The 12,094-nt window shown below is 74.3% G+C and carries 13 protein-coding genes; 9 read left to right on the top strand and 4 right to left on the bottom strand.

The features are described from left to right. Window positions 1-2 precede the first annotated feature (2 nt). Complete coding sequence (locus ASG88_RS19355) at window positions 3-1,067, bottom strand: NAD(P)-dependent alcohol dehydrogenase (RefSeq protein WP_056889078.1); 1,065 nt, start codon at window positions 1,065-1,067, stop codon at window positions 3-5. A 173-nt stretch (window positions 1,068-1,240) separates the two neighbouring features. On the opposite strand from ASG88_RS19355, the gene ASG88_RS19350 reads away from it, so the two are divergent. Then, window positions 1,241-2,251 carry a magnesium transporter gene (locus ASG88_RS19350; RefSeq protein WP_200956508.1) on the top strand — a complete coding sequence of 337 codons (1,011 nt, stop codon included), beginning with the start codon at window positions 1,241-1,243 and terminating at the stop codon, window positions 2,249-2,251. 5 nt (window positions 2,252-2,256) lie between these two features. Continuing rightward, complete coding sequence (locus ASG88_RS19345; protein ID WP_056889279.1) at window positions 2,257-3,639, top strand: MBL fold metallo-hydrolase; 1,383 nt, start codon at window positions 2,257-2,259, stop codon at window positions 3,637-3,639. Between the two features lie 8 nt (window positions 3,640-3,647). On the opposite strand, the gene ASG88_RS19340 is transcribed toward ASG88_RS19345, so the two are convergent. Beyond that, window positions 3,648-4,865, bottom strand: a complete 1,218-nt coding sequence (locus ASG88_RS19340; protein WP_056889077.1) for an MgtC/SapB family protein — start codon at window positions 4,863-4,865, stop codon at window positions 3,648-3,650. A 120-nt stretch (window positions 4,866-4,985) separates the two neighbouring features. Here ASG88_RS19340 and ASG88_RS19335 point away from each other — a divergent pair, with 120 nt between their 5' ends. The 3 genes from ASG88_RS19335 (at window position 4,986) to ASG88_RS19325 (ending at window position 7,021) form a co-directional block, all read left to right on the top strand. Continuing rightward, window positions 4,986-5,420, top strand: coding sequence for a hypothetical protein (locus tag ASG88_RS19335; RefSeq protein ID WP_056889076.1), 435 nt, complete (start codon window positions 4,986-4,988; stop codon window positions 5,418-5,420). A gap of 42 nt (window positions 5,421-5,462) precedes the next feature. Beyond that, complete coding sequence (locus ASG88_RS19330; protein ID WP_056889075.1) at window positions 5,463-6,065, top strand: hypothetical protein; 603 nt, start codon at window positions 5,463-5,465, stop codon at window positions 6,063-6,065. Between the two features lie 65 nt (window positions 6,066-6,130). After that, the gene (locus tag ASG88_RS19325) at window positions 6,131-7,021 is read left to right on the top strand and encodes a GerMN domain-containing protein (RefSeq protein ID WP_056889074.1); all 891 of its coding nucleotides are present in this window, start codon (window positions 6,131-6,133) and stop codon (window positions 7,019-7,021) included. Between the two features lie 6 nt (window positions 7,022-7,027). On the opposite strand, the gene ASG88_RS19320 is transcribed toward ASG88_RS19325, so the two are convergent. Further along, window positions 7,028-7,933, bottom strand: coding sequence for a universal stress protein (locus ASG88_RS19320; protein ID WP_056889073.1), 906 nt, complete (start codon window positions 7,931-7,933; stop codon window positions 7,028-7,030). A 126-nt stretch (window positions 7,934-8,059) separates the two neighbouring features. Beyond that, on the bottom strand, window positions 8,060-9,109 hold the full coding sequence (locus tag ASG88_RS19315) for a 5'-3' exonuclease (RefSeq protein ID WP_082600764.1): 1,050 nt from the start codon (window positions 9,107-9,109) through the stop codon (window positions 8,060-8,062). 94 nt (window positions 9,110-9,203) lie between these two features. On the opposite strand from ASG88_RS19315, the gene ASG88_RS19310 reads away from it, so the two are divergent. The 4 genes from ASG88_RS19310 to ASG88_RS19295 all read left to right on the top strand — a co-directional run bounded on the left by ASG88_RS19310 (window position 9,204) and on the right by ASG88_RS19295 (window position 12,068). Next, window positions 9,204-9,449 carry a hypothetical protein gene (locus tag ASG88_RS19310; RefSeq protein WP_056889072.1) on the top strand — a complete coding sequence of 82 codons (246 nt, stop codon included), beginning with the start codon at window positions 9,204-9,206 and terminating at the stop codon, window positions 9,447-9,449. Next, a complete protein-coding gene (locus ASG88_RS19305; protein WP_056889071.1) occupies window positions 9,449-9,679 on the top strand; it encodes a hypothetical protein in 231 nt (76 codons plus the stop codon). The genes ASG88_RS19310 and ASG88_RS19305 overlap by 1 nt, the downstream gene beginning before the upstream one ends. Window positions 9,680-10,001: 322 nt before the next feature. Next, on the top strand, window positions 10,002-10,760 hold the full coding sequence (locus ASG88_RS19300) for an MOSC domain-containing protein (RefSeq protein WP_056889070.1): 759 nt from the start codon (window positions 10,002-10,004) through the stop codon (window positions 10,758-10,760). Between the two features lie 6 nt (window positions 10,761-10,766). Next, complete coding sequence (locus tag ASG88_RS19295; protein WP_056889069.1) at window positions 10,767-12,068, top strand: serine hydrolase domain-containing protein; 1,302 nt, start codon at window positions 10,767-10,769, stop codon at window positions 12,066-12,068. The last annotated feature ends 26 nt before the right edge of the window (window positions 12,069-12,094 follow it).

Genomic DNA, 12,094 nt, shown 5'->3' with positions numbered 1-12,094 from the left:
CGTCAGGGCCGGTAGTCGTCCGTGGGGACAACGACCGCACGCCCGGTCACCGTGCCGTGCGTCAGGTCGAGGTAGGCCTGCGCGGCGTCATGGAGCGTGTAGAGCGAGGTCTCGGCGGTGAGCAGCCCGCGGGCGCCGAGATCGAGGACCTCGACCAGCTCGTGGCGGTTGCCCCAGTAGGTCGTCTGCACGCTGGTCTCGTAGGGCAGGGAGAAGAACGACACCGGCAGCGTGCCGCCGCCGATCCCGACGAGGGTGAGGTCGCCGAGCGAGCGGGACACCGCGGCGGCGAGGGCCAGCGTGTCGTCGCTGCCGACGTGGTCGAGCACGAGGTCGGCGCCCAGCCCGCCGGTGAAGTCGCGGATCTCCTGCACGGCGTCGGGGCCGGGGGCGACCGCGAGGTCGGCGCCGCCGCGCAGCGCGCTGTCGCGGGAGGACTCCCGGGGGTCGACGGCGACGATCCGGGCCGCGGTGGTGGCCTTGAGCACCTGGACGGCGAGGTGGCCCAGGCCGCCGACACCGATGACGACGGCGGTCGAGACGGGTCCCAGCTTGTGCTGCGAGCGCCGCACCGCGTGGTACGGCGTCAACGCGGCGTCGGTGAGCGGTGCGGCCGAGACGGGGTCGAGCCCGTCGGGGAGCGGGACGAGGTGCCGCGCGGCCGGGACGAGGAGGTACTCCGCCATCCCGCCGTCCAGGCCCAGCCCGCCACCGCCGCCGGCGACGGGGGCCAGGTCGGGGCGTGCGCACAGCGTCTCGTAGCCGCCCAGGCAGCGCTGGCACTGCCCGCAGCCCCAGGCGCCGACGACGGCGACCGGCTGGCCGGGCTCGAGGCCCCGGACGCCCTCGCCGAGCGTGTGCACCCAGCCGGCGTTCTCGTGACCGAGCGTGAAGGGCGGCTCCCACGGCAGGGCGCCGGGCTCGAAGTCGTGCATCAGGTGCAGGTCGGAGTGGCACGCGCCGGCGGCGCCCACCTGCACGAGCACCTCACCCGGCCCCGGCACCGGGACCGGCACCTCGACCAGCTCCGGCTCGCTCTTCCACGACGGCAACCGCAATGCCCACATGGGGTCCTCCTCGTCGATGTCCGGTGACCAGCACCGAGTCCGTTATCCAGCATCGCGGTGACCGGGTGGGCGATGAAGAGGCCAGCGACTCCGTCGACGGGGGTCGTTGGTCCCTAGGAGCCGGGCGTGGCCCGCGGGATCGTGGAGGTCCCACCTCCCGCGAGGAGCCACCCGTGCTGACCGCCCACCCCACGACCGCGCAGGCCGCGCCGCTGCCCCAGCTGCCCGGTCCGGTCGACCAGTACGTCTCCCTGCGGATCCCGGTGTGCGGCCTGGACGACACCGTCGAGGAGGTCCTGGCGCTGCTGCGCGCGGGCGCCCACGACTCGGTGGCCGACGTCGCCGTGTGCACGGAGCCGGGCACGCCGTCGCGGCTGCTCGGCCTGGTGCCGTTCGCGCGGATGCTGGCGGCGCCACCGGGGACAACCGCGGCCGAGCTGCTGGACCCCGACCCGCCCGTCGTCGCCCTGGGCCACGACAGCGAGCAGGCGGCCTGGAAGGCCGTCCGGCACGGGGAGTCGAGCCTCGCGGTCGTGGACGAGGACGGCCTGTTCCACGGGCTGGTGCCGTCGTCGCGGCTGCTCGGCCTGCTGCTGCGGGCCCACGACGAGGACTTCGCCCGGCTCGGCGGCTACCTCGCGTCGTCGCACACCGCGCGGGTGGCCATGGAGGAGCCGGTCACGCACCGGCTGTGGCACCGGGTGCCGTGGCTGGTGCTGGGCCTGGCCGGCGCGGCGCTGTCCGCCTGGTTCGTCGGGCTCTTCGAGGGCCGGCTCACCGCCGACGTACGCCTCGCGTTCTTCATCCCGGGCGTCATCTACCTGGCCGACGCGGTAGGCACCCAGACCGAGGCACTCGTCGTACGCGGACTGTCGGTGGGCACGTCGTTGCGCTCGACGATCCGGCTGGAGGCGCTCACCGGTCCGCTGCTCGGTCTCCTGCTGGCCGCGGTCGGCTACCCCGCCATCCTCGCCGTCCTCGGCGACCCGGGCATCGCGCTCACCGTCTCGATCGCCCTGGTGGCCGCGTGCAGCGTCGCGACCGTCGTCGCGGCCGTGCTGCCGGTGCTCATGTCCCGGACGGGGCGGGACCCGGCGTTCGGCAGCGGTCCGCTCGCCACGGTCATCCAGGACCTGCTCTCGCTGGTGATCTACTTCCTCGCCGCCATCCTGGTCCTGGGGTGATCGACATGGTCCAGCCCACGCTCACCTTCCTCGGCGCCGCCGGCACCGTCACCGGGAGCCGCTTCCTCGTGGAGGGTGCCGGCGCCCGGGTGCTGGTGGACGCCGGCCTCTACCAGGGCCCGTCGAGCCTGCGGCGGCGCAACTGGGACGAGTTCCCCGTCGACCCCGCCTCCATCGACGAGGTGGTGCTGACCCACGCCCACCTCGACCACACCGGCTACCTGCCGCGCCTGGTCAAGGAGGGCTTCCGCGGGCCGGTCCGCTCCACCCCGGAGACCGCCGAGCTCGCCGCGATCGTGCTCCGCGACAGCGCCCACCTCCAGGAGGAGGACGCGGTGTACGCCAACAGGACGGGCTTCTCCAAGCACCGGCCCGCCCTCCCGTTGTACGACGCCGAGGACGTCGAGCGCACCCTGCCGCTGCTCGAGCCGGTGCCGCTCGACGAGGACGTGACCATCGCCGGGGGCATCGTCCTGCGGCTGCGGCCGGCCGGGCACATCCTCGGCTCGGCGACGGTGTCGCTGACCGTCGACGGGCACCGGGTCCTCTTCAGCGGCGACCTGGGGCGCCGGCACCACCCGCTGCTCCGGCCCCCCGCGGATCCGCCGGCCGCCGACACGATCGTGGTCGAGTCGACCTACGGCGACCGGTTGCACCCGGTGCCCGACCCGCAGCGACTGGCCGACGCGGTCCGGCGCACGATCGGCAGGGGCGGGAGCGTGCTCGTGCCGGCCTTCGCCGTGGACCGCACCGAGCTGGTCCTGATGGCGTTGCGACGGCTCACCGTCTCCGGCGACATACCCCGCGTCCCGGTCCACGTGGACAGCCCGATGGCGCTGGCCGCCCTGCGGGTCTACGAGCGGGCGATCGCGGAGGGCAGCGGCCAGGTGCGGGCCGACCTGTCCCGGACGAGCGGGCTCTTCGACCCCGGCGACCTGCACGCCGCCCGCACCCCGACCGAGTCCCGCGAGCTCAACGACCCGCGCCACCCGTGCATCATCATCTCGGCGTCCGGGATGGCCGCCGGCGGCCGGATCATCCACCACCTCGAGCACATGCTTCCGGACCGGCGGCACACCGTCGTTCTCACCGGCTACCAGGCGGTCGGCACCCGCGGACGGCAGCTCCTCGAGGGGGCGCGGGACGTGAAGATCCACGGTCGCTACATCCCGGTCCGGTCCGAGGTCGTCTCGATCGACGACTTCTCCGTGCACTCCGACGCGGGGGAGACCCTCGACTGGCTCGAGCGGGCGCCCGGGGCGCCGGGCACGGCGTACGTCGTCCACGGCGAGCCCGACTCGGCGCGGGCGCTGGTGCGGCGGATCCGCGACGACCTCGGCTGGAACGCCGTCGTCCCGCGGTACGGCGAGCGGGTCCTGCTCGACTAGGTCCCTCCTCAGGAGAGGGAGAGGGCCACGCCCACCACGACCACCGCCGGCAGCAGCAGGAGCAGCAGGGCGCCGGCGAACCGGGCACCGCCGGCCGCCGCACCGACCAGGACCTTGCCGAGGGTGTTGGTCGCCAGGCCGGCCCCGATCGCCACCACGGCGGTGGTGAGGGGGAGGTCGCCGCTGTGCACCAGGGTGGCCATGGCGACGCTGGCGCCGTGGACGTCGGCCAGCGCCGCCGTGGCGCTCGCCGCTGTTGCACCGGCCGCGCCGTAGCGGTCCTGGAGCCACAGGGCCAGGGGCAGCACCGCGGAGATGATCGCGGCGAGCAGGAGGGCCGGACCGATGGCGAAGGGGCGACCGGTGGGCGTGGAGTCGTCCTCGCCGTGGACCGACCGGCCCAGCCACCACGCCTCGAGCGCCAGCACCAGGCTGCCGGCCACCACGGCGGGGAGCAGGCGGACCGTCACCGTGGGGTCGACCAGCGCCGTGACCAGGGCCAGCTGGACCAGGGTCGCGACGCTCGCGAGCAGCGTGCCGGCGAGGGCCGCCCGCACCGGCACCTCGCGGCGGCGGGCCCGGGCGGCCATCACCCCGGTGGTCGCCGTCGCGGAGACGAAGCCACCCGCGAGGCCCGCGATCATCACCCCGCGCCGGGCGCCGAACATCCGGGTGGCGGCGTAGCCGACCCAGCCGATCGCGATGATCAGGACCACCAGCAGCCAGATCCGCTGCGGCACCCACGCGCCGTACGGGCCGACGGGGCCCGACGGCAGGATCGGCAGCACGACGAAGGCGGCGACGAAGAACACGAGGGCGTCCGAGCGCTCCTGGTCGGTGACGGTCTCGCGGACGAAGCGGTGCAGCGTCTCCCGGGAGACCAGCAGCACCGTGACCGCCACGGCGACCCCGACCGCGACGGCCGGGTCGGTGTGGCTGAGCGCGCCGAGGCCGAGGGTGGCCAGGACGGCCGTCTCGGTGGTGATGCCGCGGTCCTGGTCGCCGGTGACGACGTAGCCCGCGACGACGAGCAGTGCGACGCCCGCGCACAGCACCGCGGCCACCACGAGCGGCACCTGGACGGCCAGGGACCCGATGACGGCGACGAGGGCGAAGGTGCGGATCCCGGCCGTGCGCCCGGGCTGGTCGCGCTCGCGCTCGGCACCCACGAGCAGGCCGATGGCCAGCGCGACACCGAGCGACTGCCACAGCTCGAGCTCGCCCATGGGTCCAGCGTCGTGGAGGCACCGCCCGGCCGGCAGGGCCCGACGGTCCCCACGAACGGGTCCTACGACCCGTGCGACGGCCGCGTCGCGGTGCCATGGTCGAGGGGAGGGAGGACCGCCATGGACGAGACGACTGCCACGGAGACCGGCCGGGGGACCGGGCAGGGGACCGGCACGCCGCACGGCCTCACCGCCCATGCCTTCGAGGTGACGCGCCGGCTCGCGTCGGCGGGCGGCTCCGTCGTGGGCGCGACGCCCCCGCCGCTGCGCCATGCCCTCGCCACCCTGGCGCGCTCCGTGGACCAGCTGCCGAGCGTGGCCGCGCAGGTCGACGTGCTGCAGCAGGAGGTGCACGCGCAACGGCTCGGCCTCCAGGCGGTCCAGGCGGAGCTCGCGGCACTGGACAGCCAGCTGGCCGTGCTGGAGCGCTCCCTCGCGCCGGTCGCGGCGTGGAACCACCAGACGACGCGTCTCCGCCTGTCCCTGGCCGATGCCCTCGAGCACCTGCCGGACGGACACGACGACGACCGCGACCGGGACTACGACCAGCACTGAGCGGTCCCGGCCGGGACCGACACGATCGCGAGGAGACCGCCGATGAGCACCTATCGAGTCCTGTGGCGCGTCGTGGCCACGATCACCGTCCTGCTGGCCTCGGTGGCGACGGCGTTCACGATGGACCTCGGGGTGGTCTTCGCCGTCGCGTTCGCGCTGGCCGTCTTCGGCGCCCTCATCGCCCTGACCCTGCGGGACGACCTCGAGCACGTGAAGCACCCGGTCCTCAAGGGTGCGGCCCTGGCCGTCGTGCCGACCCTGGTCCCGGGACTCTCACAGGTGGCGGGACCGGCGGGCACCGCGACGGCCGCGGTCGTCGCGCTCGCCTCGCCCTGGGTCGTGTCGCGGGTCCTGCGGAGCGTGCAGCCCTGGCTGCTCCCGTCGCGCCTCGTGCAGGCCGGGATGGCCGACGAGGACGAGGCGCTGCGGCGACAGTGGGCGGAGTCGACGCGCCAGCTGCGGCGGGCCGCGACGGTCGCGGACCGCCTGGTCGTCGTGCAGGTGCGCCAGCAGATCCTGGACGACATCGCCGTCCGCAGCGGCTGCCCGCTGCCCGCCTTCGTCTGGGAGAGCGCCCACGGTCAGACGGGCCAGACGCACCTGCCGCAGCGACGCCGCCCGCCGGGCCCGTTCCCGATGTGGTGACCCGCGCGGTCCGCCCGGGACCTTCGGCACTGGCGCGAGCACCCGCCGGTCGAGACCGTTGGCCCATGTCGATCAACCTGCCCGCTGTCCTCGTCGCGTCGGCCTGCCTGGTCGCCCCGAGCCTCGTGAGCGCCGTGGGCGTGGCCGATGCTGCCCCGCCGACGACACCGACCCTGGTGGACGTCCGCGCGTCCCACCACCCCGGCTTCGACCGGATCGTCTTCGAGTTCGACGGTGGCCTGCCCGCGAGCCATCGGGTGCGGTACGTCGACCGGCTGGTCGCCGACGGCTCCGGGCTGCCGGTCCGGGTGGCCGGTCGCGCGATCCTGCGGGTGGTGCTGAACCCCGCGCAGGCCCACGACGACGGGGGCCGCCCGACGGTGCCGCGACGCACGGCGTACGCGCTGCCCAACGTGATGACGACCGTGCGGGCCGGTGACTTCGAGGCGGTGACGACGTACGGCATCGGGCTCGCGAAGCGGACGCCCTTCGAGGTGACCACGCTGGCGGACCCGAGCCGCCTGGTCATCGACGTGCGGGCGGGCTTCCGCACGGTGCAGCGTCCGGTCTTCTTCCTCGACCGGGACCGGTTCGTCGACAACGTCGAGCCGTTCTTCGTCCCGCGGATGCGACCGGTGCGCCCGGGCACGCCGGCGACCGACCTGATGGACCGGCTCTTCGCGGGGCCGCTGCCCGGTGAGCGGCGCGACGGCCTGCGGCTCGTGAGGTCACGGGCGACCGGCTTCGCCGACCTCGCGGTCGCCGGTGGGATCGCACGCGTCCGGCTGACCGGCCGGTGCAGCAGCGGCGGCTCGACCGTGACCATCGCCGGCTCGATCATGCCGACGTTGCGCCGGCTGCCGACGGTCGACTGGGTCAAGATCTACGACCGCGCGGGACGCACGGCCAGCCCGACCGGCCCGACGGACTCGATCCCCGCCTGCCTGGAGCCCTGACCTCCGTCAGTCCGTGAGGTGCAGCGGCACGACGGCGACGGTGCAGCTCGCGTGCTCCAGGACGGTGGTCGCCACCGAGCCGAAGAGCATCTCGCCGGCACCGCTGCCGTGGTGGGTGCCGAGCACGACGAGCTCCTTGTCCGCGGCCGCGTCCATGACGGCCAGGTCGACCATGCCGGTGGCGAGCGCGCGGTGCACGACCACGTCGGGGTACTTCTCCGCCATGCCGGCCAGGATCTCGGCGAGCAGCAGCAGCTCGTCCTCGTCGTCGTGCACGCCCTCCTGCTCGCCGTGGGCGTGCACGGCCGCGTGCCGGACGTCCCAGTAGGCGTGCAGGACGGTCAGGGGCAGCCCGTACGCCGAGGCGTGCTGGAAGGCGAACTCGAGCGGCGCCATGGAGCGCTCCGTGGCGTCGACGGCGACGAGGACGCCGGAGCGCTCGGCCCCGTCGGTCGGGCGCAACACGACCAGCGGGCAGGTCACGTGGTGCGAGACTCCCACCGCCACCGAGCCGAGCAGGAGGGAGCGCACCGGACCGCGACCCCGGGAGCCCATGACGACCATCGACGCGCGCGTCGCGACGTCCAGCAGCACCTGGCGGGGGTCGCCGAACCGGAGCAGCACGTGCACCTCGAGCTCGGGCGCGCGGGAGGCCACGTCGGCCCGCACCTCGGCCAGCAGCTCCTTGGCCTGGGTCTCCAGCGCCTCCAGACCGACCCCGGTGCCCATGCTGGGTGACATGCCGACCGGCGCGAGCCAGACGGTGTCCATGGGGGACAGGGCGTGCACCAACGTCAGCGGGCGCCGGGTGAGCAGGGCCTGGTGGACCGCGAAGTCCACCGCGAGGTCCGACGACGGGGAGCCGTCGACGGCGGCGACGATCGTGCCCAGGGGTGCTTCGGCGGTCTTCATCTCTGCATCTCCTCCTGCCCGCGTCAGCGGCGATCGCTGCCGGTACCTCCAGACTTGTCGACCGGGGTGGCTGCCGGGAGGGCACGTCGGTCCGGATGCCCGGGACGTTGGACCCCGGCGTCGGTCTCAGCGAGCCGCGGAGCGCGACGCCGGGTCGCCGGTGAGGACGCGGACCGCGAGCGAGGTCGTGGCCTCGACGCCGAGGAAGCCCACGACCCGGCTCACCCGGTCGATGTCGAGGGGGAGCAGGCCGGGGGTGCCGGGCACGTCCGGGGTGAGCCCGAGGTCGAGGTCGTCACGGCCAGACATCATCCGCACGTTGAAGTCGTAGCGCTCGCGGGCGCCGGGTGCGGCGAGGCGGCGTACGACGCCCGCACCGGTGCGGCGACCGCCGGTCTCGGCGGCCAGCGCGTCCAGTGCCGCGACCAGCGAGCGCCCCTCGTCGTGGTCGACGTCGGCCCAGACCGCGTCCATCGAGCCCGCGGTGAGGAGCAGCGCGGCGGCGGCCTTCTCGCCGATGCCGGTCACGCCTGGCAGGTTGTCGCTGGCGTCGCCGCGCAGGGCGGCGTACTCGAGGTAGTTGGCGGCGGGCACGCCGTACATCGCGTGCAGGCGCGCCGGGTTGAGCAGCGGCGAGCCGTTGATCCCGCCGTTGATGAGGCGCAGCACCTGCGTGTGGTCGCTGATGTGGGCGAAGGCGTCGCGGTCGGAGGTGATGATGACGCAGTTCCAGTCGTGCCGCTCGGCCCACGTGGCGCCGGACGCGTTGACGTCGTCCGCCTCGAGACCGGGCGGCGTGAGGGTGGCCAGGCCGAGGGCGTCGAGCAGCGCGCCCGCACGCTCGAGCTGCTCGACGAGCTCGGCGTCCTTCTCCGCCCGCCCCGCCTTGTAGTCGGGGTAGAAGTCGCGCCGCTCGGAGCCGGTGCGGTCGTCGAGGCCGAAGATCACCGCGTCCGGCGCGAACTGGTCGATGGACTCCAGGATCTGGCGCAGCATCCCGTGCAGCGCCCACACCGGGCGGCCCGCCCGGTCCTTGATCCGTGTGTGTGCCCGCGCGTGGTGGTTGCGGTGCAGCAGCGACGGCGCGTCGACGACCAGGAGCAGCCTGCGGGAGCCGGGGTCGGAGGGCGCGGTGGGCTCGGCGGACTCGGCGGACTCGACGGGGGAGGGATGCATGGGGATCGGCGACAGCCTATGCGGGACGTGCTGTCTCGGCCGGTCCGGCGGGTCCGGCGCACACGCAGTCGGCTCGGCCGCTAGCGTCCCGGTCATGGCGACCCTGCGCTCCGTCGCGTCCTCCCTGCTGTCGTGGGGCGTGCCCAGCCGCGGCTGGTACTCGGTGCTGACGGGGGTCGCCCTGGTCGTCGTCGCCCTGGGTCTCGCGACGGCGAGCGGCTCCGACCCGGCCGCGCCGATCGTTGCCGTGGTGCTCTTCCTCGCGGGGGTCTGGCAGCTCGAGCGTGGCCTGCGTGCCGAGTTCCAGCGTCGCCCCCAGCAGCCCGACGAGCCCCGCTGATGCCCGCGCGGGTCTTGGCGGTGGCACTCTTCCTCGGCGCGTGCCTGCTGGTCGGCAGCACCGTCGGGGAGTACCTCGCCCTCGCGCCGGTTGCGGACACGCGTGGCCTCGGCCCGTCCGTGGTCGTCCCGGCTGCCCTCGTGAGTTTCGACCTCACGGCCGCCGCTGTCGGTCTGTCGGCCGGCCTGCTGTCCCTGCTTCTCGTGCGATGGGTCGCGCGCGGCCGCTGATCCATCGACATGTGGATCGCAGCGGGGGTCGCCTGGTTCGGTCGCTGGGTCCATCAGCGGCCGTCGGTCCGGTGGACGAAGCAGACGCCGAAGTACCACCCGGACTGGAACTGCTCCCTGGCGTCCCACACGGCCAGCGTCTCGAAGTCGGGTGACGACTGCTCGGGCGGGAGGCCCTCGCGGCACAGGCGACGGTGGGTGGCCGGTCGAGGCAGGCCTGGAGCTGCTCGGCGTGGTCCTGGGCGGCGTTCTCGTGGGTGCCGGGTGTGCTCACTGGTCTGGACCGACCTGCACGGATGCGGCGCCGTGTCAGGCTGTCGGCATGCACGTCGCGCGGATCGGCTTCACTCCGCTGAAGGGCGGGAGGCACCGGACCCATGAGGCCGTGTCCCTGACGGAAGCCGGCACGGTGGGCGACCGGGCGTTCTGCCTGGTCGACGCCGCAGCCGACCGCTGCCTGCGCACCGTGGAGAACCCGACCCTGCTCCGGACCTCCGTCTCGTGGGACGGCACGCTCCTGACCGCGGAGCTGCCCGCAGGCACGGTGTCCGGCGCTCCGCAGCCGACGGGGGAGGTGCGCAAGGTCGACTACTGGGGTCGGACCGTGGCGCTGGAGGTCGTGGACGGGCCGTGGGCCGCGGCGTACTCGGACCACCTGGGCCGCGACGTGGTGCTCGCCCGTGCCGCGCCCGGCGAGGTCGTCTACGGCGCATCGGTCACGCTGGTGACGAGCGCGTCCCTCGACCGGCTGTCCGACGGGCTCGGCACGCCCGTGGACGCGGCGCGGTTCCGGGCGACCTTCGAGCTGGACGTCGGCGACGAGCCGGCCCACGTCGAGGACGGGTGGGTCGGCCGCCGGCTGTCGATCGGTACGGCGGAGGTGCGGGTGCGTCGGCTCGTCCCGCGCTGCGTCGTGGTCGACCTCGACCCCGCGAGCGGGGTCCGTGACCTGCAGGTCCTCCGGGCGCTGGCGACGCACCGTCGCGGTGATGGTGAGGTGGCGTTCGGGGTCGACGCCGAGGTCACCCGGTCCGGGCGGGTCACGGCCGGCGATCCGGCGGCACTGTCGGGCGGGGTGTAGGTCGTCGTGGCTGCGGGTGACGAGCACCTCCGGCACAGCGTGGAGACGCGGCTCTGGCCGCTGCTCGAGGCCCTTGCCGGGACCCACGAGGTCGCCGGCCTGGCGGTGGCCGTGGTGCGCGAGGGCGAGGTGGCGGTGCGCGGATTCGGCGTCCGGGACGTCGGCACCGGCGAGCCGGTGACGCGCGAGACGATGTTCCACCTGGCGTCGGTGTCGAAGCCGTTCGTGGCGACCGCCGTGGTGTCGCTCGCGGTGCCGCGCGACGGCGTGGCGACGGTGCTCGACCTCGACGCCCCGGTCGTCGACCGCATCCCGGAGCTCACGCTGGCCGACGGTCGTGAGGGGGAGATCACGGCCCGGGGTCTCCTCAGCCACACGAGCGGTCTCCCGGACGTCTCGGACTACGGCTGGCACGACCCGCAGCTCGGTGACGACGCGCTCAGCGCCTTCGCGCGCAGCCTGTCGGACTGGCGGCTGCGCACGGAGCCCGGCGCGGCGTACTCCTACTCCAACGCCGGCTTCGAGCTGCTCGGGCTGCTGCTGTCCCGGGTAACGGGTACGACGTTCGAGGACGCCGTCCGGTGGGTGGTCCTCAAGCCGCTCGCGATGCGGGCCAGCACCTTCCTGCGCGCCGAGGTGCCCGCACGTCTGGCCGCTTCACCGCACGTCGGGCGGCCACTGACGGTGCCCGGGGACGCCTACCCCTACAACCGGCGACACGCGCCGAGCTCGACCCTGCACTCCCACGTGGACGACATGGGTCGCTGGATGCTCGCGCTCCTCGAGCCGTCCCACCTGGACCCGGCCGTCCTCGAGCAGATGTGGCAGCCGGTGGTGCCGGTGGGTGATCCGCCGTGGGAGGAGGCCGCGGGACTCGGCTGGGCCGTGGGCACCTACCTCGGCCAGCGGGCCGTGAGCCACAGCGGAGCGGACCCCGGCTTCGGGTCGAGGCTCGTGCTCCTCCCCGGTCGGCGGACCGGGGTCGTGGTCCTGGCCAACTCCAACACTGTCCCCACCTGGGCTGTCGTCGAGGCAGCCCTCGACATCGCGCTCGACGATCCGGCGGGCGACGGGGTGTCCGCCCTGCGGTCGGAGGTTGCTCGGCTGGTCGGCCCCGCGGGTCGGGCCACGCACGAGCTCGACGACGACGATCTCGAGAAGGCCGTGTGGGGAGCGATCGAGCTGCACCGCACCGACCTGGCCTGGCCGCTGCTGCGGGTGTGGGCCGACGTGCGTCCGGAGTCGCCGGTGTTGCAGGAGATGACGGAGTGGGCCCACCGGGTCGACAGGGACACGTCGTCCGGCTGATCCAGCTTGTAGATGCGGATCGGTGG

This window comes from Nocardioides sp. Soil777, assembly GCF_001428425.1.
Lineage (GTDB): Bacteria > Actinomycetota > Actinomycetes > Propionibacteriales > Nocardioidaceae > Nocardioides > Nocardioides terrigena.
This window is presented reverse-complemented; position numbering and strand designations above follow the sequence as displayed.

Excerpts from the sequence above, each read along its gene's own strand:
- ASG88_RS19355 (WP_056889078.1), bottom strand. The coding sequence starts at position 1,067 with ATGTGGGCATTGCGGTTGCCGTCGTGGAAGAGCGAGCCGGAGCTGGTC.
- ASG88_RS19345 (WP_056889279.1), top strand. The coding sequence starts at position 2,257 with ATGGTCCAGCCCACGCTCACCTTCCTCGGCGCCGCCGGCACCGTCACC.
- ASG88_RS19340 (WP_056889077.1), bottom strand. The coding sequence starts at position 4,865 with ATGGGCGAGCTCGAGCTGTGGCAGTCGCTCGGTGTCGCGCTGGCCATC.
- ASG88_RS19335 (WP_056889076.1), top strand. The coding sequence starts at position 4,986 with ATGGACGAGACGACTGCCACGGAGACCGGCCGGGGGACCGGGCAGGGG.
- ASG88_RS19330 (WP_056889075.1), top strand. The coding sequence starts at position 5,463 with ATGAGCACCTATCGAGTCCTGTGGCGCGTCGTGGCCACGATCACCGTC.
- ASG88_RS19325 (WP_056889074.1), top strand. The coding sequence starts at position 6,131 with ATGTCGATCAACCTGCCCGCTGTCCTCGTCGCGTCGGCCTGCCTGGTC.
- ASG88_RS19320 (WP_056889073.1), bottom strand. The coding sequence starts at position 7,933 with ATGAAGACCGCCGAAGCACCCCTGGGCACGATCGTCGCCGCCGTCGAC.
- ASG88_RS19315 (WP_082600764.1), bottom strand. The coding sequence starts at position 9,109 with ATGCATCCCTCCCCCGTCGAGTCCGCCGAGTCCGCCGAGCCCACCGCG.
- ASG88_RS19310 (WP_056889072.1), top strand. The coding sequence starts at position 9,204 with ATGGCGACCCTGCGCTCCGTCGCGTCCTCCCTGCTGTCGTGGGGCGTG.
- ASG88_RS19305 (WP_056889071.1), top strand. The coding sequence starts at position 9,449 with ATGCCCGCGCGGGTCTTGGCGGTGGCACTCTTCCTCGGCGCGTGCCTG.
- ASG88_RS19300 (WP_056889070.1), top strand. The coding sequence starts at position 10,002 with ATGCACGTCGCGCGGATCGGCTTCACTCCGCTGAAGGGCGGGAGGCAC.